The sequence below is a fragment of the Acidovorax sp. SRI_002 genome (assembly GCF_057586455.1).
Genome location: NZ_JBYCZW010000004.1, coordinates 463,336 through 487,472 on the forward strand (window position 1 = coordinate 463,336; position 24,137 = coordinate 487,472).

General features: G+C 64.8%; 22 protein-coding genes. 13 read left to right on the forward strand and 9 right to left on the reverse strand.

Going from position 1 to position 24,137, the window contains the following annotated elements:
* Window positions 1-50: 50 nt before the first annotated feature.
* Entirely contained in the window at window positions 51-728 is a 678-nt protein-coding gene (locus AC2YJX_RS13380) for a Crp/Fnr family transcriptional regulator (protein ID WP_121505666.1), read from the reverse strand.
* A gap of 191 nt (window positions 729-919) precedes the next feature.
* On the opposite strand from AC2YJX_RS13380, the gene trxB reads away from it, so the two are divergent.
* The 3 genes from trxB (at window position 920) to rpmG (ending at window position 2,475) form a co-directional block, all read left to right on the forward strand.
* Window positions 920-1,873, forward strand: a complete 954-nt coding sequence (gene trxB / locus AC2YJX_RS13385; RefSeq protein WP_055403077.1) for a thioredoxin-disulfide reductase — start codon at window positions 920-922, stop codon at window positions 1,871-1,873.
* A 186-nt stretch (window positions 1,874-2,059) separates the two neighbouring features.
* Window positions 2,060-2,293 carry a 50S ribosomal protein L28 gene (rpmB, locus tag AC2YJX_RS13390; protein WP_007859763.1) on the forward strand — a complete coding sequence of 78 codons (234 nt, stop codon included), beginning with the start codon at window positions 2,060-2,062 and terminating at the stop codon, window positions 2,291-2,293.
* Window positions 2,294-2,304: 11 nt separating this feature from the next.
* Window positions 2,305-2,475 (forward strand): 50S ribosomal protein L33, encoded by a 171-nt coding sequence (gene rpmG, locus AC2YJX_RS13395; protein ID WP_008904999.1) that lies wholly within the window; start codon window positions 2,305-2,307, stop codon window positions 2,473-2,475.
* A gap of 84 nt (window positions 2,476-2,559) precedes the next feature.
* On the opposite strand, the gene AC2YJX_RS13400 is transcribed toward rpmG, so the two are convergent.
* Entirely contained in the window at window positions 2,560-4,065 is a 1,506-nt protein-coding gene (locus tag AC2YJX_RS13400; RefSeq protein ID WP_121505665.1) for an aminotransferase-like domain-containing protein, read from the reverse strand.
* Window positions 4,066-4,300: 235 nt separating this feature from the next.
* On the opposite strand from AC2YJX_RS13400, the gene AC2YJX_RS13405 reads away from it, so the two are divergent.
* The gene (locus AC2YJX_RS13405) at window positions 4,301-4,714 is read left to right on the forward strand and encodes a hypothetical protein (RefSeq protein ID WP_176886730.1); all 414 of its coding nucleotides are present in this window, start codon (window positions 4,301-4,303) and stop codon (window positions 4,712-4,714) included.
* 62 nt (window positions 4,715-4,776) lie between these two features.
* On the opposite strand, the gene AC2YJX_RS13410 is transcribed toward AC2YJX_RS13405, so the two are convergent.
* The 3 genes from AC2YJX_RS13410 to AC2YJX_RS13420 all read right to left on the reverse strand — a co-directional run bounded on the left by AC2YJX_RS13410 (window position 4,777) and on the right by AC2YJX_RS13420 (window position 9,335).
* Window positions 4,777-5,991 carry a DesA family fatty acid desaturase gene (locus AC2YJX_RS13410; RefSeq protein WP_176886731.1) on the reverse strand — a complete coding sequence of 405 codons (1,215 nt, stop codon included), beginning with the start codon at window positions 5,989-5,991 and terminating at the stop codon, window positions 4,777-4,779.
* A 134-nt stretch (window positions 5,992-6,125) separates the two neighbouring features.
* Complete coding sequence (locus AC2YJX_RS13415) at window positions 6,126-7,400, reverse strand: RsmB/NOP family class I SAM-dependent RNA methyltransferase (protein ID WP_176886732.1); 1,275 nt, start codon at window positions 7,398-7,400, stop codon at window positions 6,126-6,128.
* A gap of 81 nt (window positions 7,401-7,481) precedes the next feature.
* Complete coding sequence (locus AC2YJX_RS13420) at window positions 7,482-9,335, reverse strand: M48 family metallopeptidase (protein ID WP_121420859.1); 1,854 nt, start codon at window positions 9,333-9,335, stop codon at window positions 7,482-7,484.
* A 68-nt stretch (window positions 9,336-9,403) separates the two neighbouring features.
* Between AC2YJX_RS13420 and AC2YJX_RS13425 the strand changes: the two genes are divergently transcribed.
* Window positions 9,404-9,658 (forward strand): DUF1653 domain-containing protein, encoded by a 255-nt coding sequence (locus AC2YJX_RS13425; protein ID WP_121420860.1) that lies wholly within the window; start codon window positions 9,404-9,406, stop codon window positions 9,656-9,658.
* A gap of 11 nt (window positions 9,659-9,669) precedes the next feature.
* Here AC2YJX_RS13425 and AC2YJX_RS13430 read toward each other — a convergent pair whose 3' ends face one another.
* Both AC2YJX_RS13430 and AC2YJX_RS13435 read right to left on the reverse strand, forming a co-directional pair.
* Window positions 9,670-10,785, reverse strand: coding sequence for an ATP-binding protein (locus AC2YJX_RS13430; RefSeq protein ID WP_487256292.1), 1,116 nt, complete (start codon window positions 10,783-10,785; stop codon window positions 9,670-9,672).
* A complete protein-coding gene (locus AC2YJX_RS13435; protein ID WP_487256293.1) occupies window positions 10,773-11,501 on the reverse strand; it encodes a response regulator in 729 nt (242 codons plus the stop codon). Before AC2YJX_RS13435 ends, AC2YJX_RS13430 begins: the two co-directional genes overlap by 13 nt.
* A 237-nt stretch (window positions 11,502-11,738) precedes the next feature.
* On the opposite strand from AC2YJX_RS13435, the gene xopAW reads away from it, so the two are divergent.
* On the forward strand, window positions 11,739-12,722 hold the full coding sequence (gene xopAW / locus AC2YJX_RS13440) for a XopAW family type III secretion system calcium-binding effector (protein WP_487256294.1): 984 nt from the start codon (window positions 11,739-11,741) through the stop codon (window positions 12,720-12,722).
* A 257-nt stretch (window positions 12,723-12,979) separates the two neighbouring features.
* Here xopAW and purN read toward each other — a convergent pair whose 3' ends face one another.
* Entirely contained in the window at window positions 12,980-13,561 is a 582-nt protein-coding gene (gene purN / locus AC2YJX_RS13445) for a phosphoribosylglycinamide formyltransferase (protein ID WP_487256295.1), read from the reverse strand.
* 283 nt (window positions 13,562-13,844) lie between these two features.
* On the opposite strand from purN, the gene AC2YJX_RS13450 reads away from it, so the two are divergent.
* The 4 genes from AC2YJX_RS13450 to AC2YJX_RS13465 all read left to right on the forward strand — a co-directional run bounded on the left by AC2YJX_RS13450 (window position 13,845) and on the right by AC2YJX_RS13465 (window position 18,393).
* Complete coding sequence (locus tag AC2YJX_RS13450) at window positions 13,845-14,555, forward strand: YceH family protein (RefSeq protein WP_121420865.1); 711 nt, start codon at window positions 13,845-13,847, stop codon at window positions 14,553-14,555.
* 45 nt (window positions 14,556-14,600) lie between these two features.
* Window positions 14,601-15,782 carry an acyl-CoA dehydrogenase family protein gene (locus AC2YJX_RS13455; protein WP_142147827.1) on the forward strand — a complete coding sequence of 394 codons (1,182 nt, stop codon included), beginning with the start codon at window positions 14,601-14,603 and terminating at the stop codon, window positions 15,780-15,782.
* A 12-nt stretch (window positions 15,783-15,794) separates the two neighbouring features.
* Window positions 15,795-16,910, forward strand: coding sequence for an acyl-CoA dehydrogenase family protein (locus AC2YJX_RS13460; protein ID WP_436129902.1), 1,116 nt, complete (start codon window positions 15,795-15,797; stop codon window positions 16,908-16,910).
* Between the two features lie 88 nt (window positions 16,911-16,998).
* Window positions 16,999-18,393, forward strand: a complete 1,395-nt coding sequence (locus AC2YJX_RS13465) for an alpha/beta fold hydrolase (RefSeq protein ID WP_487256296.1) — start codon at window positions 16,999-17,001, stop codon at window positions 18,391-18,393.
* 413 nt (window positions 18,394-18,806) lie between these two features.
* On the opposite strand, the gene AC2YJX_RS13470 is transcribed toward AC2YJX_RS13465, so the two are convergent.
* Entirely contained in the window at window positions 18,807-19,364 is a 558-nt protein-coding gene (locus AC2YJX_RS13470) for an HNH endonuclease (RefSeq protein WP_055401504.1), read from the reverse strand.
* A 167-nt stretch (window positions 19,365-19,531) separates the two neighbouring features.
* Between AC2YJX_RS13470 and AC2YJX_RS13475 the strand changes: the two genes are divergently transcribed.
* The 3 genes from AC2YJX_RS13475 to lspA all read left to right on the forward strand — a co-directional run bounded on the left by AC2YJX_RS13475 (window position 19,532) and on the right by lspA (window position 24,073).
* Window positions 19,532-20,581, forward strand: coding sequence for a bifunctional riboflavin kinase/FAD synthetase (locus tag AC2YJX_RS13475; protein WP_218300464.1), 1,050 nt, complete (start codon window positions 19,532-19,534; stop codon window positions 20,579-20,581).
* 109 nt (window positions 20,582-20,690) lie between these two features.
* Window positions 20,691-23,570, forward strand: coding sequence for an isoleucine--tRNA ligase (gene ileS / locus AC2YJX_RS13480; protein WP_487256297.1), 2,880 nt, complete (start codon window positions 20,691-20,693; stop codon window positions 23,568-23,570).
* Window positions 23,570-24,073 carry a signal peptidase II gene (gene lspA, locus AC2YJX_RS13485; RefSeq protein ID WP_121420870.1) on the forward strand — a complete coding sequence of 168 codons (504 nt, stop codon included), beginning with the start codon at window positions 23,570-23,572 and terminating at the stop codon, window positions 24,071-24,073. Before ileS ends, lspA begins: the two co-directional genes overlap by 1 nt.
* The last annotated feature ends 64 nt before the right edge of the window (window positions 24,074-24,137 follow it).

Here is a 24,137-nt window from a genome sequence, read left to right on the forward strand (position 1 = left end):
GGGCGAGCTTACCGCAAGCCCCCGGGCATGACACCCGGGCTGAAGCGTTGCTAACTCAACGCGTTCAATCGGTCCTTGAGCACAGTGGCGCCACTGGGCAATGCCTCGATAAAGCCACGCTCTTCCAAATCTTTCATCACGCGGCTGACCATCTCGCGGGAGGCGCCCACCATCTTGGCCAGGTCCTGCCGGGAGATTTTGTCTTTGATCACCAACTGGCCCTGAGCGTCGGGCACCGCAAAGTCCAGCAGGGCATGGGCCACACGCCCATACACATCCAGCAACGCCAGTGACTCAATCTTGCGGTCGGCATGGCGCAGACGCTTGACCAGCCCCCGCATCACCACCAGCGACATGGAGGCGTTCTCTGTGAGGCAACGCGCGAACTCTGCGCGCCCGAGCATGAGCACATCGGTCTGCACCTCGGCACGCACCGTGGCCGAGTGGGGTTCGTTGTCGATGATGCTCATCTCGCCGAGGTAGTCGCCCTGCGCGAGGGTGGCCAAAATCACCTCACGCCCCCGGCTGTCCGATGTCATCACGCGGGCGCGCCCCGTGAGCAGGATGAACAGGGCGTTGGATTTTTGCCCTTGCTCCACCAGCGCCTCGCCACGCTTGAAGCGGCGCTTGATCACCGCACCACTGATCACCTCGGCCTGGGCCACCGTAAGCAGCGAAAACAAGGGCACCCGGCGCAGCAGGTCCAGGTTGGACAACATCGTCGACATGAAAACTCCTCTCTAGAGCGACCCAACCGGAGCCGCACGGGTTGTGCAAGGGGTATCAATGGGTTCTTACAATCGCCGTGATTGAAAAAGGGACCGCTCGCGTGAGCGGTGCACGGTTGATACTTGCCAGTTCAACCCCCAGCTTCCCCAACAGCGCCGCATGTAGCAGGCGCAAAACACAGGCTTTTACCATGTCCACCACCCAACACGCGAAAGTTCTGATCCTTGGCTCTGGCCCTGCGGGCTACACCGCAGCGGTTTATGCCGCCCGCGCCAACCTGAACCCGGTGCTCATCACCGGCATGGCCCAGGGTGGCCAGCTGATGACCACGACCGAGGTGGACAACTGGCCGGCCGACGTGCATGGCGTGCAGGGGCCGGAGCTGATGCAGCGCTTTCTGGAGCACGCCGAGCGCTTCAAGACCCAGATCATCTTTGACCACATCAACAAGGTCGATTTCAGCCAGCGCCCCTTCACCCTCACCGGCGACAGCGGCACCTACACCTGCGATGCGCTGATCCTGGCCACTGGCGCATCGGCCAAGTACCTGGGCCTGCCTTCGGAAGAGGCCTTCATGGGCAAGGGTGTGTCGGGCTGCGCCACCTGCGACGGCTTCTTCTACCGCGAGCAGGACGTCTGCGTGGTCGGTGGCGGCAATACGGCGGTAGAAGAAGCGCTGTACCTGTCGAACATCGCCCGCAAGGTCACCCTGGTGCACCGACGCGACAAGTTCAAGGCCGAGCCCATCCTGGTGGACAAGCTCAACGAAAAGGTCGCGGCCGGCAAGATCGAGCTCAAGCTATTTCACACGCTCGACGAAGTGCTGGGCGACAACACGGGCGTGACGGGCATCCGCATCAAGAGCACCAAGGACGGAAGCACGGAAGACATCAAGCTGCAGGGCTGCTTCATCGCCATCGGCCACGCGCCCAACACCGAGATCTTCCAGGGCCAGCTGGAGATGGAGAACGGCTACATCATCACCCAGGGCGGCCTCAAGGGTTTTGCCACCCAGACCAGCGTGCCCGGCGTGTTTGCCGCAGGCGATGTGCAGGACCATGTGTACCGCCAGGCCATCACCAGCGCGGGCACGGGCTGCATGGCGGCACTGGACGCCCAGCGCTTCCTGGAACAAGAGTCTTGATGAAAAACTGGGCAGCAGGCTATAATCTGCGGCTTTGCTGAATTCGGCCCGTTTTTGCGGTCCTCCGAAACAGGCAAATCAATCGGGTTACCGCCACCCTTTCTGGCGAGGTGAGGCCGCAAGCCAACCTGGGCACACAAGCCCAGGGCCCAGCGAACGGCCGTTAAAAAGTATCGGAGTGTCCTCATGGCACGCGTCTGCGACGTAACGGGCAAGAAGCCCATGGTCGGGAACAACGTTTCCCACGCCAACAACAAAACCAAGCGCCGGTTCCTGCCGAACCTGCAATACCGCCGTTTCTGGGTCGAGACCGAAAATCGCTGGGTTCGCCTGCGCGTTTCGAGCGCTGCCCTGCGTTTGATCGACAAGAACGGTATCGACTCGGTGCTCGCAGACCTGCGCGCACGTGGTCAGGCTTAAGGAGAAGCACCATGGCAAGCAAAGGCGGACGCGACAAGATCAAGCTGGAATCCACTGCGGGTACCGGCCACTTCTACACCACGACCAAGAACAAGAAGACCATGCCCGAGAAAATGCTGATCATGAAATTTGATCCAAAAGCTCGCAAGCATGTGGAGTACAAGGAAATGAAGCTGAAGTAATTCGGCCCGTTCCCTCAAAAAAACCGCCCGTCCAGGGCGGTTTTTTTATGCCTGCTGCGCAGACCTTTCACCCAGACTCTTTGCTCAAGCAACCTTGCGCGGCACGGGCAACTCGGCCATCTGCGCAGCCAGCAAGGCGCCCAGCGTGCGGTAGCCCGCCTCCACTTCGGCCGTGAACGGCATCCCACAGCTCAGCCGCAAGAAGTGCTCATACCGCCCGGTGTTGGAGAACATGGGGCCCGGGGCCACACGGATACCGTTTTGCAGCGCCTCGTCGTACAGGCGCGTGGAAGAGATGCCGACCGGCAGCTCCAGCCACAGGCTCAGGCCACCCGGCGGCAGGCTCAGGCGTGTGCCCATGGGAAAGTAGCGCGCTACGGCCCTCGCCGCCTGTTCTCGCTGGATGCGCAGCTGCGCCCGCATGCGGCGCATGTGGCGCTCGTAGGCCGGAGAGTCCACACTGCGCGCCGCCAGCAGCTGCGACCAGGTCTGCATGTTGCGCGTGCGAGCGAACTTGATCATCTGCACACGGGCCTGCCAGCGCCCCGCGCTCATCCAGCCCTGGCGCAAGCCGGGTGCAAAGCTCTTGCTGAGCGATGCGCAATAGATCACCTGCCCGGCATCGCCCTGCCGGTCCCAGGCCTTGGCGGGCCGCAGCACGTGCGGCGACTCCACGAACTCCCGGTAGATGTCGTCCTCAATGAGGGCTAAGCCATGCTCCACGCACAGCGCTACCAGTCGCTCCTTGTGCGCATCGGGCATCACGCTTCCCTGCGGCATCTGCAGGTGGGGCACCACCACGACACCCTTGAGCCGTGGTTCGTTGCGCGCGGCCAGTTCCAGGGCTTCGAGCGACATGCCGGTGTGCGGGCTGCAGGGGATCTCCAGCGCGCGCAGCCCCCGCACCTCGATGGCCTGCAGGATGCCAAAGAAGGTGGGCGATTCGACGGCGATCACGTCGCCCGGCTCCGCGACGGCGTCCAGCGCCAGGTTCACCGCTTCAGAGTTGCCAAGTGTTGCGCCAATGTCGGCTGGCGCGACACACACGCCGAAGGTGAGCGCATGCCGGGCCATGGCCTGCTGGAATTCGGGGTGGGTGGTGGGCGCGGACGGGCCGTACACCAGGACGTCGGGTTGCTCGCGCAACAGGCCATGGGCCAGGCGGTTGAGCGCTGCCGCATCAAACAGGCTCGGCGCGGGCATGGCGCTGCCTAAGTCCAGCGGCAGAGGGCCCGCGCGGCGGGCTTTTTCGAGAAAACCGGAAATGCGCTCGTTGATGCCCGCAAACACCCGCGGGTCGTGGGCCAGCGGCTCGTGCAACTCGGGCTCGCGCGCCCGGGGCAACGCCACATCGCCCGGCTCCCGCACAAAGTAGCCCACACGCTCGCGCGCCTCCACGCAGCCCAGGGATTCGAGATGCCGCAACACCTGCAGCGCAGTGGTCAGGCTCACTTGGTGCCGCTGGCACAGCTCCCGCACCGACGGCATGCGCATGCCGGGCGTCAGGCTGCCAGCGGCTATGGCCTGTTCGTACAAGGCTGCCAGTTGGCGGTAGAGCGGGGCATCCCGCGAATCGGAGGAATGTGACATGGCGGGTAAGGGGTACTGCTGCCGAGCCGTGGCGCAGGCTCAGAAGCCTAGAGGCGCATCGTGCCCGAGCCCTCTCTGCGGGTACAGATACAGGAACGCACAGATCGGACCATAACAGCACGCCATTAATCTGCGCTGTTCTACCCGTTCCTGCACCGCCGTGTACCTGCCGGGGCAACGCTGCTTTTTTTACGCTACAGCCTCACAGCAGCCCTTCCTTCAGGAGCCCCGCACCATGCCACAGCGCAATCCAACCACCATCCCGCCCACCACCCCATCGGCCGCAGTCACCTTGGGCCTCACACCCGGCCAGAGCCTGTGGCTGTGCCTGCCGCCCGGCAGCGCACTGCACACCACTCAGGGAGAGGTGTCACTTCGCTTTGCTCCACGAGACTTCGGGCACGCGTTGCACACTCTGCCGCAAATGCGGCTTGGGGCGGGCGAACATCTGCCCGAGGGCTGGAACACCAAGGCCGCCTGGGTGCAGGTGGGCAACGCCCTGCACTGCCGCTCTGAGATCCAGGTGATCGAAGGCACTCCCAGGCCGGGACTTTGGCACCAAGTACGGCACCTGCTGCGCTCAGCCTTTGCAGGCCGGGACAAAACCACAAAGAACCGCGCTTTTGGCAAGGTGCCCGCAATGCGGTAACCGCTGCACCAAAGAAAAAGGCCTTGCCAGATGGCAAGGCCTTGGACAATGCGCGGCCCGCTTCAGGCCTGCGCCGCACGCAGCCGTAGCGAGAACTCACGCAGGGCGGCTATACCGCTTTCTTCCGCGCGGCGGCACCAGGCTTGCAGGTCCGCGGTGAGCTGCTCGCGCGATTGCGAGGTGTTGAGCCACAGCTGGCGCAGCTCTTCGCGCATGGTGACCATCTTGTCGAGCGCGGGGTGCGCGGCACGGGCCTGGGCCAGTTGCGGCAATGCGATGGCCGGCACCTTCTCGGCATCGCGGTGCAGCCAGCGCTTGGCGGCCTGGAGCACCGAGGCATCGGCATTGCGTGCCTTGAGCGCTGCGATTTCGTCCTTGCAGGCCTGGCGCACGCCACGTGCATAGCCAGCCATCACCTCATAGCGGTTGGCAATCAGGGCCTCCAGCGTCTTTTCATCGGCTACAGGCTTGACGTCACCCAACTGGAGCTTGGGCGGCACCTTCTTGACCGTGGCCCAGCCAATCTTCTTCATCATGGTGATGTAGACCCAGCCGATGTCGAACTCATACGGCTTGACCGAGAACTTGGCCGACGTGGGATAGGTGTGGTGGTTGTTATGCAGCTCTTCGCCGCCAATGATGATGCCCCAGGGCGAGAGGTTGGTGCTGGCATCCTGCGCCTCAAAGTTGCGGTAGCCCCAGTAGTGGCCCACACCGTTTACCACACCCGCCGCCCAGAACGGAATCCAGAGCATCTGCACCGCCCACACTGCGGCGCCCAGAGCGCCGAACAGTGCAAGGTTCAGGATCAGCATGAGGCCCACACCCTGCCAGCCGTAACGGGTGTAGACGTTGCGCTCCATCCAGTCATCGGGCGTGCCGTGGCCGAACTTCTTCATCGTCTCCTGGTTCTTGGACTCGGCGCGGTACAGCTCGGCGCCACGCCACATCACGGTGTCCAGCCCCCGGGTTTGGGGGCTGTGGGGGTCGTCCACGGTTTCGCACTTGGCGTGGTGTTTGCGGTGGATAGCGACCCATTCCTTGGTGACCATGCCCGTACCGATCCACAGCCAGAAGCGGAAAAAGTGCGAAGGGATGGCGTGCAAGTCCAGCGCGCGGTGCGCCTGCGCGCGGTGCAGGAAAATCGTGACCGCCGCAATGGTGATGTGGGTCGTCGCCAGGGTGTACAGAATGATCTGCCACCAGGCCAGGTTCCACAACCCATGGCCCAGCCAGTCAATGGCAGCGCTCAGTACAGCCCAATCGGGTAACAGCATATTCAGAAAGCCTTACTTCTACAGAGAACCCGTTCGCCAACGGACCGGGTATCTGATTTTAGAGTGGTCCCCACGAAATAGGTTCGGGGGTATCCATGGTATTTACGCTGATTTAGCGCCTTTAGAGGGCCAAGTCAGGCCTTTTTGGACCAGATTGCGGCAAAGAACCCATCCGTTTGGTGCACATGGGGCCACAGGCGCAAATAACCACTGCCCGACTCACCACCGCTGCACAGAGCCTTGGCCCCCTCCACCTTGAGCTGCTCCAGCAGTTCGCCCGCGTCGAGCAGTTCAAAGTCCGGGTGCGATGCGCTGAATGCCTCTGCGATGGCCTCGTTTTCCTGCGGCAGGATGCTGCAGGTGGCATACACCAGACGGCCGCCGGGCTTGAGCAGGCGCGCTGCGCTGTCCAGAATGGCGGTCTGTTTGGCCACCAGCTCTTCGATGGCTTTGGGCGACTGGCGCCATTTGAGGTCCGGGTTCCGCCGCAGAGTCCCCAGGCCTGAGCACGGAGCATCGACCAGCACGCGGTCAATCTTGCCCGCCAGCCGCTTGACGCGGTCATCGCGCTCGTGGGCAATGGCGGCGGGGTGCACGTTCGACAGGCCGCTGCGGGCCAGGCGCGGTTTCAGAGCATCCAGACGGTGCGCCGAGACATCAAACGCATACAGGCGCCCGGTGCTGCGCATGCCCGCGCCGATGGCCAGGGTCTTTCCACCTGCACCTGCGCAAAAATCCACCACCATCTCGCCGCGCTTGGCGTCAAGCAGCAGGGCCAGCAACTGCGAGCCTTCATCCTGCACCTCGATGGCACCGCGCGTGAACGCATCCAGCTTGGTCAGCGCAGGCTTGTCGTCAATGCGCAGGCCCCAGGGCGAATACGGCGTGGAGCTGGCCTTGATACCGGCCTTGGCGAGCTCCTTTTGTACGTCGGCACGCTTGTCTTTGAGGGCATTGACGCGCAAATCCAGCGGGGCGCTCTGCGCCAGGCTTTCCACCAGCGGCCAGAAGCCGTCGCCCAGCTGGTCCTTGAGGGGCTTCACCAGCCATTCGGGCAGGTTGTGACGGTGGCGCTCCATCAGGTCATCGACCGTGACCGCATCGCACTGGTCCAGCCAGTTCTTTTCCTGGTCAGTCAGTGCGCTCTTGAGGAAGTCGCGCGGGCCGTAAAACCCCAGGATGGCCAGACGGCGCTCCTTGGGTCCCGAGCCCGAGGGCGCCATGTGGTCGAACAGGAGCTTCTTGCGCAGCACGGTGTAGACCGTTTCGGCCAGGGTGGCCCGCTCGCGGGGGCCCAGGCCCCGGTTGTCGCGGAAGAATCGTGACACCACCGCATCGGCGGGGTGTTCAAACGTGAGGGTGAGCCTGACCAATTCGGCACAGGCGTCGAGAAGAACTTTGGGATGCATGCCCCGATTGTCCCACTCTGGTCTGATCAACAGCCAACCACAAGGCTCCTTCAAACGACCCGCATCGATCCGTTCGGTTTGTCAACGCGTGTAGACCGGATCAAACGCATAGCGCTGAATCTCCTTCAGGCTGGGCGATTCACCCGCCCACAGCGCCAGCGCGGGGCCGGGAAGGCTCAGATTGCGCTCCAGGGCGCGGCACAGGTGGTAACGGCTTTCATCGTCCATCCCCGGCAGCTCGACAAAGATCAGGTACGCACGGCGCTGCGGATGCTCGCGCAGGTTCTTGCGCACTAGCCAGCAGCGGGCAAGGGGCGCACAGCGGGCCAGTTCCGATTGCAGCTCGGCCAGTTCGAAGGGACTCAGGTCGTGACGCGTGATCTGGCTGAAGAAGGAGGTGCCCGACAGCTCTTCCCAGGCGCGCTCTTCGGATTCCTGCGCGCGCTCCAGCCGCTTGCGCCACTGTTTGAAGGCCGCCGCATCATGCTCCATGCCCATGCGGGGAGTTTCCAGCTCGGCCAGCGCGGTGCGCGCGGCCCAGTAGCGGTCGTTGCTGCCCGCTTCCCACACCCGGTGGAGCAGCAGAAGCTTGCCTTCGCGATCGTCCTCGGGCAGGCAAGGCACCAGTCCACACAGGGCGGGCGCGTACTCGGGGCTGCGCTCCAGCGCCAGCTCATACAAGGCGCGCACATCGGCACGGGGGTCCAGATGGCGCTTGAGGCGGGCCAGCTCCACCAGCTCGGCCGCACTGTTCTGAGCGATGGAAGCCTGCAGCGCCTGGGCGCGTGCGCGCACACGTTCCAGCCACGCGTGGTGCTGCTTCCACTCCGTAGCGTTGTCGCGGCACCATTGTTTGTCGAAGTGTTTGACCCACCGTTTGGCCTCATCGCCCAGCAGGGTCAAGGCATTGCCACGCGACCAGTCGGGCAGTGTAGGCGTGGCATCCAGCGCTTCGATGCGGTCCCGCAAGCCGGGGTGGGTGTCGTCCACACTGCTCAGGCGCTTGAGCGCTTGGCGCAGTGCGTCGTTGGCAAAAGCGGCATCTGGGGCCTCGGCCAGGAAACGACGCATGCTGCGATAAGGCCCCACCGGCAGCGGATTGCCAGCGGCACCGCACCAGTGGTTGCCCCAGAACTCTGCCTGCAACGCTGCGCCCCGGATCTCGATCTCGGCCAGGGCGGCGGCGGTCACATCACGGCCCAGCAGCTTGCCCGCAATGCGGTCGGCCTCGTATTCGTCCTGGCGGGCCAGCGCAAACGTCTTGGCCGAAAAGCGCGGAAAGTACCAGCGCATGAACGCCTGCGTGGCCGCGGCCACCGGGCCTTCGTCGTCGGCCAGACTGTGGTTCAGGCGCATCCACGACAGGCGTGTGCGATAGATCCAGGCCGCAAACCGGCCATGGTCGCCGCGCAAGTGGCCGTACTCGTGTGCCAGCACGGCGAGAAAACGCGGCCGGTCCAACGCCATCAGCAAAGGCAGCCCGATGCTCAGGTGGTTAACGGCGCCACCCAGCAGGCCGTACTTGGGCAGCTGCTGGATGCTCGCATTGAACTCGTCGTTCAGCGTGACCTTGTGGATGGGCGGGCCCTTGATCTTGCGGCGGATGCGCTCCAGCGCCTCAAAAAGCTCCGGTGCCTCCAGCGCCGTGATCTCCACGCCCTCAGGCGCGTCAAAACGCACCCACAGCGCCCGCAGGCTGACCCACAGCAGGCCCGCAGCCCCCAGCAGCAGCCACACCATGGCAAAGCGAAACTTCCCCTGCAACATCTGCGGCACCACCCACAGCAAAATGCCTGCGGCAAGTCCCAGGCACCCCAGCACCCAGGCATAGCCCAGCGCCGCAAACACGGCCACACTGCGGCGGTATGCGCGGCTGTTGTCAGCACTGGCATGCTCGCTCATGCGCACCAGATGCACAAAATCTGCCTGATCCACGGGCTTCCCTCACTCTTGGGTTGTTTTCAACCGCCATCCTAACCACTCACGACCCCGCACCCACCACCATGACCGACGACGACCTGCCAGCACTCATTCGCACACCGCCCGGCCTGTACCGCCACTACAAGGGCATGCTCTACGAGGTGATTGATACCGTGCGCCACAGCGAAACGCTGGAGCCCATGACGCTGTACCGCGCGCTCTATGGCCAGCGTGGGCTGTGGGTGCGACCCGCCGCCATGTTTGAAGAGCAGGTGCTCGTTGACGGTGTGATGCGGCCACGGTTTGAGAAATGCGGGGATGAAACCCCAGCGGGCTGAGCCCGGTGGGCTCACGCCGCAGTGCGCGGAAAAATGGCTGCTGCCACCAAACCACCACCCGCAACATTGCGCAAGGCCAGCCTCCCTCCGTGCCGCCGCACGATATCGCTGGCAATGGTGAGCCCCAGCCCGGCCCCGCCACTCTGGCGGTTGCGCGAGGACTCGATGCGGTAGAACGGCTCCATGACCCGCTCCAGCTCTTCGGCAGGCAAACCCGGGCCATGGTCACGCACCTCGATGGTCAGCGCATCGACCGCATCGTGCAGCGTGACCTCGGCGCTGCCGCCGTAGCGAATCGCGTTGCCCACCAGGTTGTCCAGACAGCGCCGCAGCGCCACGGCCTGCCCCCGCAGCGGGGCCGCCTGCCCCGCCACCGTGACCCGATGGCCCATGGCGAGCTGGTCGTCGGCCATGCTGTCCACCAGGGCCTGCACATCCAGCAGCACCCAGGCCTCGGCGCCAGCCACGCCGCGCAGGTAGTCCAGCGTTGAGGCGATCATGGCGTCCATCTCTGCAATGTCGCGGCGAAACAGCTGCTGGGCGTGGCTATCGTCCAGGCATTCGGTGCGCAGGCGCAGCCGGGTCAGCGGCGTGCGCAGGTCATGCGACACCGCCGCCACAAACCGGTCGCGCTCGGCCAATTGCTGTCGGATGCGCGCCTGCATCTGGTTGAACACACGGCTGGCGTCGCGGCATTCCAGCGTGCCGTCCTCGGGCAGCGGGGGCCGGTCGATATCGCGGCCCAACTCTTGCGCCGCCGTGGCGAGCCGGTGCATGGGGCGCGACAGCCAGCGTGCCGCCCACCAGGCCACGGCCACCAGCGCCGCCAGCCGCACGCTGATGTCGAGCAGCAGCCCCAGTTGCAGCGACGGCGGGGCATTCCACAAGCCCTGCTCTGGACCCGGCGGCGGCAACGGCAAAGTGTGCCCATCGGCTGCCACCCCGGGGGGCTGCGGGCCAGGCGGATGCCCGGGGTGCGCGGGGCGCAGTTCAAACATCAAAGTCAGCGCCAGCACATGGCTCACGATGACGGCCACGATAAGCAGCAGAACGAGCCGGCCAAAAAGGGTGTCAGGCAGCCAGCGCTGCAGCGCCGCAGGCCAGCGCGCAACCATCAATGCGGCCATCCCACCTGCCCCTGCAGCGACTGCACGCTGAACACGTAACCGGCGCCCCGCACAGTGCGGATCATCGAGGGCGAGCGCGGGTCGTCCGAGAGCTTGCTGCGCAGGCGCGAGACCAGCAGATCGATGCTGCGCTCGAATGCGTCCATGGCCCGGCCTCGCGCCTGCTCCATGAGCTGGTCGCGGCTGAAAACGCGGCGCGGCATGCGCAAGAAGGTGCAGAGCAGGCGAAATTCGGCGTTGGACAGCGGCACCACCACACCCTGTGGGGATACCAGGTGCCGCTCGATGCTGTGCAGGGTCCAGCCATCAAAGCGCACCACCCCGTCAGGCTCCTGGGGGGCCGGGGCGCTCTCGCCGCGCGTGCGGCGCAGCACGGTCTGGATGCGTGCCACCAGCTCGCGCGGCTCGAAGGGTTTGCCCATGTAGTCGTCAGCCCCCATCTCCAGCCCCAGCACGCAGTCGTAGGGGTTTGCGCGGGCGGTGAGCATGATGATCGGCACCCGGGAGCGTTCACGCAGCTCCCGCGCCAGGGTGATGCCGTCGGTGCCGGGCAGCATCACATCCAGCACCACCAGGCCGATGGGGTGCGCGAGCATCTGCGCGCGCATCGACGCCGCATCACACGCCGCGTGGGCGGCGTGGCCAAAGCGGGCGAGGTATTCGGTGAGCAGTGTGGTGATCTCCACATCGTCGTCCACCACCAGGATGTGTTGCATGGGATCTGTCGTGCAAAAGAACACCCAAGTTTAGGCAGCTACAAACCACCGCTGGCGACGATCTGGCGGGCATTTCCGCCATTGTTCGGTCCTTGTGGACGCCCTTTGTATCGACCTTGGTACAAAGCAGACAAACCCCGGAGACACGCACAACCAAGAATGGTTACGGGCCATGGCTGAGGGCTTCCGTTTTGGGGGACCAGGCACCGACCCACCCTTGGAGCGAAAGGAACGACGATGACGACCATCAGTAGCGTCAGCAGTGCCTGGTCCAGTGCAAGTGTGCAGCGGGCATCACGCCCGGCGCCCACGCCGGAGCGGCTGCTGTCCAAAATCGATACCGACGGCAACGGCGGCGTGAGTGACACCGAACTGCAGGGCCTCCTGGACGATGTGGCCCAAAAAACCGGCGTCAGCAACCAGGCCAGCGCTGCAGACCTGGTCAAGCAGTACGACAGCAATGGGGACGGCAACCTCAACGCCGACGAGCTGGGCAAGACGATGCAAAGCGTGTTGCCCCCGCCACCGTCCACCATGGCTTTTGCCCAGTCGCGGGGCGACAGCGACACCGCCACCAGCCAGGCGGGCGACGATCTCTTTGGCAAGGTGGACAGCGACGGCGATGGCGCCGTGAGCAAGACCGAGCTGCAGGCCCTGCTGGAGGCGATGTCGGGCGGCACGGCGAGCCAAGCGGGCGTCAGCAGTGACGACGTGTTCAGCCAACTGGATGCAGACGGCGACGGCAGCCTGACCCAAGCCGAATTCGACGCGGTCCGCCCTTCCGGCGCGGCGGGTGAAGCAGGCGGCGGCATGCAGGCCATGGGCGGCATGCCACCGCCACCCGGAGGCCCAGGTGGTGCAAGTGCTTCCGCCGACAGCACCACCACCTACGACGCCCTGGACACCAACGAGGATGGTGAGGTCTCGCTGACAGAACGGCTGGCTGGCAGCACCAGCAGCGTGGAGCAGGACGCGATCACCGCGCTGTTCAACGCCATCGACACCGATGGCGACGCCAGCATCAGCGCCAGCGAATCCAGGACTTTCATCGACCAGTTGACCAGCCAGCTCCAGCAGCCCCCCAGCCAGGCATCGACATCGGACACCAGCCAACGCAACGACCTGGCGCGGCAGGCCGACTTTGCGCGCCAGCAGTACGCAATGGCGGCCAATGACTGGAATTCGCCCGCCAGCACCGGCAGCCTGAGCGCAATGGCCTGATCAAAAGGAAGGGGCTGGCTTGCCACCAGCCGCAGGTTTTCTGGCCACGCAGTGCGATTCGCCCGTCAGTTGACGAGCTGCGTGCGCCGGGATCTCCGAGCCATCCGGCAGCAGAAAATATGAACAAAAACAGGCTCTATCGCTTCATGGACAAGCGCAGTTAGCTACTAATTTTATAGCAAACAATATACCCCCTGAGCTCACCAAGGCCCGTGGGAGGCGAAAGCCGGACGCTCCCAAACCGATCAGCCTGTGGGCTACAAGGCCTGAATCAGCGCCCGCACGGCCCGGGGGTAGATCACGTGCTCCTGCGTCAGCACCCGGGCCGCCAGCGTCTCGGCCGTGTCGCCCGGCAGCACCGGCACCACGGCCTGGTCCAGGATGGGGCCCACATCCAGCTCGGCCGTCACCTGGTGCACCGTTACGCCCGCAAACTTGCAGCCTGCATCGATGGCGCGCTGGTGCGTGTGCAGCCCGGTAAAAGCGGGGAGCAGCGAGGGGTGGATATTGATAAGCCGCCCCGCGTAGTGCGCCACAAAAACCGGGGTGAGGATGCGCATGAACCCGGCCAGCACCACTAACGCGGGTTGGTGGCGGTCAATGGTGGCGGCCAATTCCGTGTCAAATGCTTCGCGGCTGGCAAAGGCCTTGTGGTCCAGCGCCTCGGCGGCGATGTCCTGCTCCCGCGCAAACACCAGCCCGGCGGCATCGGGCTTGTTGCTGATGACGGCCGCGACGCGGGCGCCGTAGCGCTGCTCCCAGTGCTCCTGTTGTGCGGTACGCACGATGGTGGCCATGTTGGAGCCGCCGCCAGAGATCAGAATGACGATGTTCTTCATAAATTGCCATGGATTATCTAGGAGGCTGTCGAGCATGGGGTTGGCTCTGCGCCACCGCCTGGGGGTGCCAGGCAAGGCGCGGGTGAGGCCGTGTGGCCCAGCCACACAACGAACCCGCAACGCAGCATGGCGGCCCCAGGCGGCGGCCCGAAGGGTTGTGCGACAGAGCACGCAGGCGGCGTTGCCCATGCTCGCTGCACAGCCAGTGCAGCTTGCGCTGGGCGCCTAGCCTGCATACTCTGTCGCACAACGCAGCGCCAACCCCAAGCCCGACAGCCTCCTCATGCCCTTCGATCCCGCCACCCGCCCCCTCACCCCCTACGAAGCCCGCGTGCTCGCCACGCTGATGGAGAAGGCCCGCACCGTGCCCGACAGCTACCCCATGTCGCTCAACGGCCTGGTCACCGGTTGCAACCAGAAAACCAGCCGCGACCCGGTGATGAACCTGAGTGACGCCGAGGCGCAGGAAGCGCTGGATTCGCTCAAGCTGCTGACGCTGGCGTTTGAGAGCAGCGGCAACCGCACCACACGCTGGGAACACAACTTTCAGCGCGGCGTGGGCGTGCCCGAGCAGTCGGCCGTGCTGCTGGGCCTGCTGATGCTGCGCGGCCCGCAGACGGCGGGTGAACTGCGCATCAACGCCGAGCGCTGGTACCGCTTTGCCGACATTTCGTCGGTCGAAGCTTTTCTGGACGAGTTGCAGGAGCGCAGCGCCGAAAAGGGCGGCCCGCTGGTCGTGCAGTTGCCCCGCGCGCCGGGTGCCCGCGAGCAGCGTTGGGCGCATCTGATGTGTGGGCCTGTAGACACCAGCGCCGGTGTGTCAGCCCCCAGCAGTGGCGGCGGTGGCAGCACCGGCACGTCTGCCGCACTGCAAGCGCGGGTGGACGCACTGGAGACAGAGGTGGCCAACCTGCGCACCACGGTGCAGCGGCTGTGTTCTGAACTGGGCATTTCCCCAGACTCCGCGCCGATGTCGCCACCCGGACAGGACTAAAACGAACGACCGTGCTACAAATGCGGATCACTTGGAGACAAACCGATGGATCTCGCATTCACCCCCGAAGAACAGGCGTTCCGCGAAGAAATTCGCGCCTGGGTTCAAGCTAATCTACCGAAAGAAATTTCGCACAAGGTCCACAACGCCCTGCGCCTGACCCGCGACGATCTGCAGGGCTGGGCCAAGATCCTGGGCAAGAAAGGCTGGCTGGGCTTCGGCTGGCCCAAGGAGTTTGGCGGCCCCGGCTGGACGGCCGTGCAAAAGCACCTGTTTGAAGAGGAATGCGCCCTGGCCGGTGCGCCCCGTATCGTGCCGTTTGGCCCGGTGATGGTGGCCCCGGTGATCATGGCGTTTGGCAACGCCGAGCAGCAAAAGCGCTTTTTGCCTGGCATCGCCAGCGGCGAAGTCTGGTGGAGCCAGGGCTACAGCGAACCAGGATCGGGTTCGGACCTGGCCAGCGTCAAGACCCGCGCCGAGCGCGTGGGTGACAAGTACATCGTCAACGGCCAAAAGACCTGGACCACCCTGGGCCAGCATGGCGACTGGATGTTCAACCTGGTGCGCACCAGCACCGAGGGCAAGCCCCAGACCGGCATCTCCTTCCTGCTGCTCGACATGAAGTCCAAGGGCGTCACCGTGCGCCCCATCAAGCTGCTGGACGGCGAATGCGAGGTGAACGAAGTGTTCTTCGACAACGTCGAAGTGCCTGCCGAAAACCTGATCGGCGAAGAGAACAAGGGCTGGACCTACGCCAAGCACCTGCTGAGCCACGAACGCACCAACATCGCCGACGTGAACCGCAGCAAGCGCGAGCTGGAGCGCTTGAAGCGCATCGCCAAGACCGAAGGCGTGTGGGATGACCTGCGCTTCCGCGACCAGATCGCACTGCTCGAAGTGGACATCGTCGCGCTGGAAATGCTGGTGCTGCGCGTGCTGTCGGCCGAGAAGTCGGGCAAGAACTCGCTCGACATCGCGGGTCTGCTCAAGATCAAGGGCAGCGAGATCCAGCAGCGCTACGCCGAGCTGATGATGCTGGCCGCAGGCCCCTTTGCCATGCCCTTCATCGAAGAGGCCATGGAAGCTGGCTGGCAGGGCAACTTCCCCGGCGGCGTCGCTGCCAACGCGCCGCTGGCGTCCACCTACTTCAACCTGCGCAAAACCACCATCTACGGTGGCAGCAATGAAGTTCAACGCAACATCGTCGCGCAGACGGTTCTGGGCTAAGGAGACAAGAACATGGATTTCGATTTTTCTGACGACCAGGAGCAACTGCGCGACGCCGTGCGCAAGTGGGTGGACAAGGGCTACACGTTCGAGCGCCGCCGCGCCGCCGTGGCCGCCGGTGGTTTTGACCGCGCCGCCTGGAACGAACTGGCCGAGCTCGGCCTGACCGCCCTCACCGTGCCCGAAGCCCACGACGGGATGGGCCAGGGCGCGATCGACGCCATGGTGGTGGCCGAGGAACTGGGCCGTGGCATCGTTCTGGAGCCCATCGCCCAGGCCTTCATGGCCAGCAGCGTGCTGTCGCACTACGCACCGGCCAACGTGCAATCGGCCTGGCTGCCCCGCGTGGCCAGTGGTGAAGCCCTGGTGGTACTGGCCCAGCAGGAGCGCAAGGCGCGATACCGCCTGGATGTTTGCGAGGCAAAAGCGGCCCCAGCGCAAGATGGATATGCGCTGACAGCTATCAAAAGCGTAGTAGCTGCCGGCGACAAGGCCGATGCGTTCATCGTGCCTGCCCAACTGGACGGCAAGATCGCCCTCTTCCTGGTCGAGCGCACCGCCACTGGCGTGACCACCCAAGGCTACGTCACACAAGACGGCAGCCGCGCCGCCGAGGTGAAGTTCACCAACGCCCCCGCCACGCTCATCACCACCGACGGCCTCGCCGCGCTGGAACTGGCGGTGGACACCGGCATCGCCGCCACCTGCGCCGAAGCCGTGGGCGTGATGGACAAGACCGTGGCCATCACCGTCGAATACATGAACCAGCGCAAGCAGTTTGGCGTGTTCATTGCCAGCTTCCAGGCGCTGCGCCACCGCGTGGCCGACATGAAGATGCAGCTGGAACTGGCCCGCTCGATGAGCTACTACGCCAGCCTCAAGCTGGGCGCCCCTGCCGCCGAGCGCCGCGCCGCCATGGCGCGCGCCAAGGTGCAACTGGGTCAATCGATGCGTTTTGTGGGCCAGCAGGCCGTGCAACTGCATGGTGGCATCGGTGTGACGGACGAGTACATCGTGAGCCACTATTTCAAGAAGCTCACCCAGCTGGAAGTGGCCTTTGGCGACACGCTGCACCATCTGGGCGAAGTGTCCGCCCGCATGCAAGACACCGCAGGCGTGTTTGCCTGATGTGAACTGACGCAGCCATGTAACGCTCGCATGCCATGCTCGTGGATTCACCGATCCACGGGCATTTTTTCTTGTCGGAGACACCTTCATGAACAACAAATTCTGGCTGCAACGCCGATCTCTTCTGCTGGCAACCGCTGCAGCAGCTACCCTGGCCCTGGCAGGCTGCGCCACCAAGGGTCCCAGCCTGGCCGAAGCGCCGCCCATCGTCTTTGTGCACGGCAACGGCGACACCGCCGCACTGTGGCAAACCACCGTGTGGCGGTTTGAATCGAACGGCTGGCCGCGCGAACGCCTGCACGCCATTGACGTGCCCTACCCCCTGTCGCGTGACGAGGACGCCAAACCCCAGGCGGGCCGCACCTCGGCCGCAGAGCACATGGCCTACCTCAAGGCCGAAGTGGACAAGGTGCTCAAGGCCACGGGTGCAAGCCAAGTGGTATTGGTGGGCAACTCGCGCGGCGGCAACGCCATCCGCAACTACATCTACAACGGCGGCGGCGACAAGACGGTGAGCCACGCGATCCTCGGCGGCACGCCCAACCACGGCGTGTGGGCGATACCGGGGTTCCGAGAAGGCAACGAGTTCTCGGGCACGGGCCCTTTCCTCAAAGCCCTGAATGCTCCCAAGAACGCGGCGGGCGACGAGGTGAGCGGCCCCGTGAAATGGATGACGATCCGCTCGGACAACAACGACAAGTTCGCCCAGCCCGACGGTCTGTGGATAGGCCAGAAAGGCAAGCCCACCTACGTGACCGCCGCAGGCCCCGAACTCAAGGGCGCCACCAACGTGGTGATTCCGCGCATCGACCACCGCGAGACGTCGTACTCCCCCGCTGCGTTTGAAGCCACCTACCGCTTCATCACCGGCAAGGCACCACAGGTCACCACCATTGCGGCTGAAAAGCAGGTGGTGCTCAACGGCAAGGTCACCGGCCTGGGCGTGGACCCGGCCGACCCCAAAACCGGCAACTTCAGCAACAACCTGCCCCTGGCGGGCGCGCAGCTGGAGGTGTATGCCACCGACCCCGCCACGGGCGCCCGCGCGGGCAATGCCTTGCTGCGCAAAACCTTGGGTGCGGATGGCCAATGGGGACCGCTGACGGTGCCCAACGGCGCGCCCGTCGAGTTCGTGATCAGCGCACCCGGCTATGCCACCACCCACATCTACCGCAGCGGCTTTCCACGCAGCAGCAACCTCATCCACCTGCGCGCAGAACGCATGGCCGATGCCGACAAAAGCGCCGAGAGCGTGGTGACACTGACCCGTCCGCGCGGCTACCTGGACCCGGCGCGCGACAAGATGCTGCTGGATGGTGCAGTGCCTGCGGGCGTGCCCGCTGGCGCTGGCGTGGCATCTGCCAAGGTCAAGCCCGCGGGGGGCGTGCGCAGTATTGCGGGTGAATTCAATGGCGAACGCGTGGTGGGACAGACCTGGCCCGCTGCCAGCGGCCATCTGGTGTTCCTGGAACTGACTTACTAAAGGAATAGGCGCTGCACCGTGTCTTTGCACCGTGTAGCACGCCCCCAAGAGCGGTCAAGACGGCCCCGATGGCTAGGCGCTCCGTCGCAGACAGTACGAAGGACCTGTCAACCCTCTTTTCGGGGTCGCGAAGGCCCTTGCGGGCGTGCCAATCTAGGCGCGCGACGCAGCGTGCGCTCTTGCACAAGTAAGGAGCGGAACGACGAGTGGCGCGCCCGCAGGGGCCTTCCCTTCGGGTTGCCCGGCCTGGGGGCCGTCTGCGGCGTTGCCCGCGCTTGCAAGGTGCCTACCTTGCTGCGCACAGGCGCCTTGCATCCCACCCCCAGGTCGGGCAACGCGATCCCCGAAAAGAGGGTTGGCAGGCCCTCACGGCAAGACGGAGCAACGACGCCAGTGGGGTCCTATTGGCCGCTCTACGCCAAAAGACGCGAGGACTTGGGGACGTGGGCCATCAGGAACTCCATCTGATCGGCCAGGATGCGCCGGTTACGCAGGATGAAGTCCTCCCACAGACTCGGCACATAGGGCGCATACAGCAGCGGCATGTGTGCCTGCTCTGGAGTGCGGGGGCCCTTGCGGTGGTTGCAGGGGCGGCACGCCGTGACCACGTTCATCCAGTGGTCCTGGCCGTTGCGCGCAAACGGCACGATGTGCTCGCGCGTCAGGTCTTCCTCATGAAAATGCCCGCCGCAGTAGGCGCACACATTGCGGTCGCGGGCAAAGAGCTTGCTGTTGGTCAGGCTGGGCTTGAGCTCGAACGGATTGATGCTGGGCACGCCCTTGGTGCCGATGATGCTGTTGATGGCGATCACCGATTGCTCACCCGAGATGGCGTTGTGCCCGCCCCGGAACCGGGCAATCTGTGCACCAGACTCCCAGCGCACTTCCCCGGCGGCGTAATGAATCACCGCCTGCTCCAGCGAAATCCACGATTGGGGCAGCCCTTGGGCTGACAGCTTCAAGACCTTCAAAACACGCCTCCTGGAACACAAAGTACACAAGGATCGGAACGCAGATGTCTCGCGGGCAGCCCTGCGCGGGGCCAGCCGTGGGTCACAATATACTCCGTTTTCATGACAAATTGGCGTCCTGCGCTTGATGGACTTGCGCATGCTGCTATCAAAAAGATAACAAACCGATGAAGATCTTTCGCGGATTCCACCACCCTGGCATTGCCAATGCCTGTGCGCTGACCATCGGCAATTTCGATGGTGTGCACCGGGGCCACCAGGCCATGCTGGCCTTGCTGAACAGCGAGGCTGCACACAGGGGCGTGGAAAGCTGCGTGCTGACGTTCGAGCCCCACCCCCGCGACTACTTCGCGGGCGCCCACCAAAAGCCCGAGCTGGCACCCGCACGCATCGGCACCCTGCGCGACAAGCTCACCGAACTGGCCCGCTGCGGTGTGCAGCAGACCGTGGTGCTGCCGTTTGACGCGCGGCTGGCCGCCCAGTCGCCCGACGCTTTCATCGACGAGGTGCTGGTGCGTGGCCTGGGGGCCCGGTATGTGCTGGTGGGCGACGATTTCCGCTTTGGCCGCCAGCGCGCCGGCGACTACGCGATGCTGGACGCCGCCGGGCAAGCCAAGGGTTTTGACGTGGCGCGCATGAACAGCTACGAGGTGCATGGGCTGCGCGTGTCCAGTTCCGCCGTGCGCCAGGCGCTGGCCGCAGGCGACATGGAAGCCGCGGCACGCCTGCTGGGACGGCCCTACACCATCAGCGGCCATGTGGTGCATGGCCGCAAGCTCGGGCGCGAACTGGGTGCTACCGCCGCCGGTGCAGGCGACGGCTTTCGCACCCTGAACCTGCGCTTTGCCCACTGGAAGCCTGCCGCCAGCGGCATCTTTGCCGTGCTGGTGCATGGCCTTGCCGCCGAGCCGTTGCCAGGGGTGGCCAACCTGGGCGTGCGCCCCTCGCTGGACCCGAACGACGTCAACGGCGGGCGCGTGCTGCTGGAAACCCATTGCCTGCATTGGCCCGCCGATCTGGGGCCCGAGGGGGCGTACGGTAAAATCGTGCGCGTGGAACTGCTACACAAACTGCACGACGAGCTGAAATACGACGGTCTGGATGCCTTGACGAAGGGCATCGCCAAAGACTGCGCCGACGCGCGTGCCTACTTTGCCTCGGCCCAGGCACCCAACCACACCGAAACCCGGCGCCAGACCACCCGCGACCGAATTTGAGGGAGCTGCTTCTCGCAGCGCCCGCCTGACGGGCCCGCCATCCTTCGCGCTCCAACCCCGTTCTTGCTCCGGGCCTTGCCCCGGAATGCCCCGTTTTTAAGGCTCCCTCATGTCCGACGACAACGCCAGCACTCCTTCCACGGATTACCGCAGCACCCTCAACCTGCCCGACACCTCCTTCCCCATGCGTGGCGACCTGCCCAAGCGCGAGCCGGGCTGGGTCAAGGACTGGGAAGACCAAGGCATCTACAAGCGCCTGCGGGATGCCCGTCGGGGTGCGCCCAAGTTCATCCTGCACGACGGCCCGCCCTACGCCAACGGCCAGATCCACATGGGCCACGCGGTCAACAAGATCCTGAAGGACATGATCACCAAAGCGCGCCAGCTCGAAGGCTTTGACGCGCTGTACGTGCCTGGCTGGGACTGCCACGGTCTGCCGATCGAGAACGCGATCGAGAAGAAACACGGCCGCAACCTGAGCCGCGATGACATGCAGGCCAAGAGCCGCGCGTTTGCCACCGAGCAGATCGCGCAGCAGATGGTGGACTTCAAGCGCCTGGGCGTGCTGGGCGAATGGGACAACCCCTACAAGACCATGAACCCCGCGAACGAAGCGGGCGAAATCCGCGCCTTCAAGCGCGTGATGGAGCGTGGCTTTGTGTACCGGGGCCTCAAGCCCGTGTACTGGTGCTTTGACTGCGGCTCGTCGCTGGCCGAGTTCGAGATCGAGTACCAGGACAAGAAGAGCACCACGCTGGACGTGGCATTCAAATCGCATGAGCCTGCCAAGCTCGCCGCCGCCTTCGGGCTGCCCGCACTGGCCAAGGACGCGTTTGTGGTCATCTGGACCACCACCGCCTGGACCATCCCTGCCAACCAGGCGCTGAACCTCAACCCCGAGATCAGCTACGCGCTGGTGGACACGGGCGAGCGCATCCTGCTCGTGGCCGAGCCGCTGGTGGCCTCGTGCCTGGAGCGCTACGGCCTCACCGGCAGCGTGCTGGCCACCACCCTGGGCGAGAACCTGGGCGGCCTCGAATTCCAACATCCGCTGTACGACGTGGCCAGCGAAGACGGCAGCTTTGGCTACCGCCGCCTTTCGCCCGTGTACCTGGCCGACTACGCCACGGCCGACGACGGCACGGGTATCGTGCACTCCTCCCCTGCCTACGGCCTGGAAGACTTCAACTCCTGTCGCGCGCATGGCATGGCACTGGACGACATCCTGAACCCCGTGCAAGGCAACGGCACCTACGCGGCCGACTTCCCGCTGTTTGGCGGCCAGCACATCTGGAAGGCTGTGCCCGTGATCATCGAAGCCTTGCGCAATGCAGGCCGCCTGATGACCACCAAAGACATCACACACAGCTACCCGCACTGCTGGCGCCACAAGACGCCGGTGATCTACCGCGCCGCCGCACAGTGGTTCGTGCGCATGGACGAGGGCGAAGGCGTGTTCACCCAGCCCGGCATGAAGCCCGCCAAGACGCTGCGCCAGATCGCCCTGGATGCCATCGAGCACACCAGTTTCTACCCCGAGAACGGCAAGGCCCGCCTGCACGACATGATCGCCGGGCGGCCCGACTGGTGCATCTCGCGCCAGCGCAGCTGGGGCGTGCCCATCCCGTTCTTCCTGCACAAGGATTCGGGCGAGCTGCACCCGCGCACCATGGAAATCATGGACCAGGCCGCCGACATCGTGGAAAAGGGCGGTATCGAGGCCTGGAGCCGCGTGACGACCGAAGAAATCCTGGGTGCGGCTGACGCGCCCCACTACACCAAGAGCACCGACATCCTCGAAGTGTGGTTCGACTCCGGCTCCACCTTCAGCCATGTGCTGCGCGGCACGCACCCCGAGGTGCACCACGACACCGGCCCCGAGGCCGACCTGTACCTGGAAGGCCACGACCAGCACCGGGGCTGGTTCCACAGCTCGCTGCTGCTGGCATCGGCGCTGGAAGGCCGCGCGCCCTATCGCGGCCTGCTGACCCATGGCTTCACCGTGGACAGCCAGGGCCGCAAGATGAGCAAGTCGCTGGGCAACGGCATCGACCCGCAGGAAATCAACAAGAAGCTGGGTGCCGAAATCATCCGCCTGTGGGTGGCCGCCAGCGACTACTCGGGCGACATCGCGGGCGACGAGAAGATCCTGGCGCGTGTGGTGGACGCCTACCGCCGCATCCGCAACACACTGCGCTTCCTGCTGGCCAACGTGAGCGACTTCGACCCGGCCAAGGATGCCGTGCCGTTCGACCAGATGCTGGAGATCGACCGTTACGCCCTCACCCGCGCATCCGAGTTCCAGGCCGAGGTGCTGGCGCACTACAAGGTGTACGAGTTCCACCCCGTGGTCGCCAAGCTGCAGCTGTACTGCTCGGAAGACCTGGGCGGCTTCTACCTGGACGTGCTCAAGGACCGCCTGTACACCACGGCGCCCAAGAGCCTGGCCCGCCGCAGCGCGCAGACCGCGCTCTACAACATCACGCACGCCATGCTGCGCTGGATGGCGCCGTTTTTGTCGTTCACGGCCGAAGAGGCGTGGAAGGTGTTCGGCAGCTCCGACTCCATCTTCCTGGAGACCTACGGCAACGTGGCGGGCGCGGGTGCCGGTGCCGACGAAGGCCTGCTGGCCAAGTGGTCGCGCATCCGCGAGATCCGTGATGCGGTGAACAAGGAGATCGAAGCACTGCGCGCCGATGGCAAGGTGGGCTCGTCCCTGCAGGCCACCGTTACCCTCACGGCGGCGCCCGAAGACCATGCGCTGCTGGCCAGCCTGGGCGATGACCTCAAGTTCGTGTTCATCACATCCGCTATCGAATTGGTCGCTGGTAGCGCATTACAGATAAGCGTCAAGCCCAGTTCTTATGCCAAATGCGAGCGCTGCTGGCACTACCGCAGCGATGTAGGGCAGGACGCCGCCCACCCGACGATCTGCGGCCGCTGCACCAGCAACCTCTACGGCGACGGCGAGAGCCGGGAGCACGCCTGATGGACCGCACATTGCAGGCCGGGCGTTCCGGCGCGAGCATGTGGCCCTGGCTGGCCTGGGCTGTGGTGCTTGTGGTGGTCGACCAGATCACAAAGACCCTGATCCTCAACCACTACCAGTTGGGCGATTCCACGTTCATCACCAGCTTCTTCAACATCGTGCGGGCGCACAACACGGGTGCTGCATTTTCGTTCCTGTCGGACGCGGGGGGCTGGCAACGGTGGCTGTTCACCGGCATCGGCGTGGCAGCCACGATCTTCATCGTGTGGCAGCTGCGTGCCCACCCGGGGCAAAAGCTCTTCGGCTTTGCGCTGTCGAGCATTCTGGGCGGCGCGGTGGGCAATGTGGTGGACCGGCTGATGCACGGCTATGTCGTGGACTTTCTGGACTTCCATGTGAGCGGCTGGCACTTTCCGGCGTTCAACGTGGCGGACTCGGCCATCACGCTGGGGGCAGCGTGTCTCATTCTGGATGAGCTGCTTCGCGTGCGGCGCGAGCGCTGACGCCACCGGCATCCCCCTGCAAGCCTTGCAACAGCCCGCCTCGCGCGGGCTGTTTGCTTTGTAG

Bases quoted from the DNA above. Each gene is read 5' to 3' on its own strand.
- AC2YJX_RS13380 (WP_121505666.1), bottom strand. From the start codon at position 728: ATGTCGACGATGTTGTCCAACCTGGACCTGCTGCGCCGGGTGCCCTTG.
- trxB (WP_055403077.1), top strand. From the start codon at position 920: ATGTCCACCACCCAACACGCGAAAGTTCTGATCCTTGGCTCTGGCCCT.
- rpmB (WP_007859763.1), top strand. From the start codon at position 2,060: ATGGCACGCGTCTGCGACGTAACGGGCAAGAAGCCCATGGTCGGGAAC.
- rpmG (WP_008904999.1), top strand. From the start codon at position 2,305: ATGGCAAGCAAAGGCGGACGCGACAAGATCAAGCTGGAATCCACTGCG.
- AC2YJX_RS13400 (WP_121505665.1), bottom strand. From the start codon at position 4,065: ATGTCACATTCCTCCGATTCGCGGGATGCCCCGCTCTACCGCCAACTG.
- AC2YJX_RS13405 (WP_176886730.1), top strand. From the start codon at position 4,301: ATGCCACAGCGCAATCCAACCACCATCCCGCCCACCACCCCATCGGCC.
- AC2YJX_RS13410 (WP_176886731.1), bottom strand. From the start codon at position 5,991: ATGCTGTTACCCGATTGGGCTGTACTGAGCGCTGCCATTGACTGGCTG.
- AC2YJX_RS13415 (WP_176886732.1), bottom strand. From the start codon at position 7,400: ATGCATCCCAAAGTTCTTCTCGACGCCTGTGCCGAATTGGTCAGGCTC.
- AC2YJX_RS13425 (WP_121420860.1), top strand. From the start codon at position 9,404: ATGACCGACGACGACCTGCCAGCACTCATTCGCACACCGCCCGGCCTG.
- AC2YJX_RS13430 (WP_487256292.1), bottom strand. From the start codon at position 10,785: ATGGCCGCATTGATGGTTGCGCGCTGGCCTGCGGCGCTGCAGCGCTGG.
- AC2YJX_RS13435 (WP_487256293.1), bottom strand. From the start codon at position 11,501: ATGCAACACATCCTGGTGGTGGACGACGATGTGGAGATCACCACACTG.
- xopAW (WP_487256294.1), top strand. From the start codon at position 11,739: ATGACGACCATCAGTAGCGTCAGCAGTGCCTGGTCCAGTGCAAGTGTG.
- purN (WP_487256295.1), bottom strand. From the start codon at position 13,561: ATGAAGAACATCGTCATTCTGATCTCTGGCGGCGGCTCCAACATGGCC.
- AC2YJX_RS13450 (WP_121420865.1), top strand. From the start codon at position 13,845: ATGCCCTTCGATCCCGCCACCCGCCCCCTCACCCCCTACGAAGCCCGC.
- AC2YJX_RS13455 (WP_142147827.1), top strand. From the start codon at position 14,601: ATGGATCTCGCATTCACCCCCGAAGAACAGGCGTTCCGCGAAGAAATT.
- AC2YJX_RS13460 (WP_436129902.1), top strand. From the start codon at position 15,795: ATGGATTTCGATTTTTCTGACGACCAGGAGCAACTGCGCGACGCCGTG.
- AC2YJX_RS13465 (WP_487256296.1), top strand. From the start codon at position 16,999: ATGAACAACAAATTCTGGCTGCAACGCCGATCTCTTCTGCTGGCAACC.
- AC2YJX_RS13475 (WP_218300464.1), top strand. From the start codon at position 19,532: ATGAAGATCTTTCGCGGATTCCACCACCCTGGCATTGCCAATGCCTGT.
- ileS (WP_487256297.1), top strand. From the start codon at position 20,691: ATGTCCGACGACAACGCCAGCACTCCTTCCACGGATTACCGCAGCACC.
- lspA (WP_121420870.1), top strand. From the start codon at position 23,570: ATGGACCGCACATTGCAGGCCGGGCGTTCCGGCGCGAGCATGTGGCCC.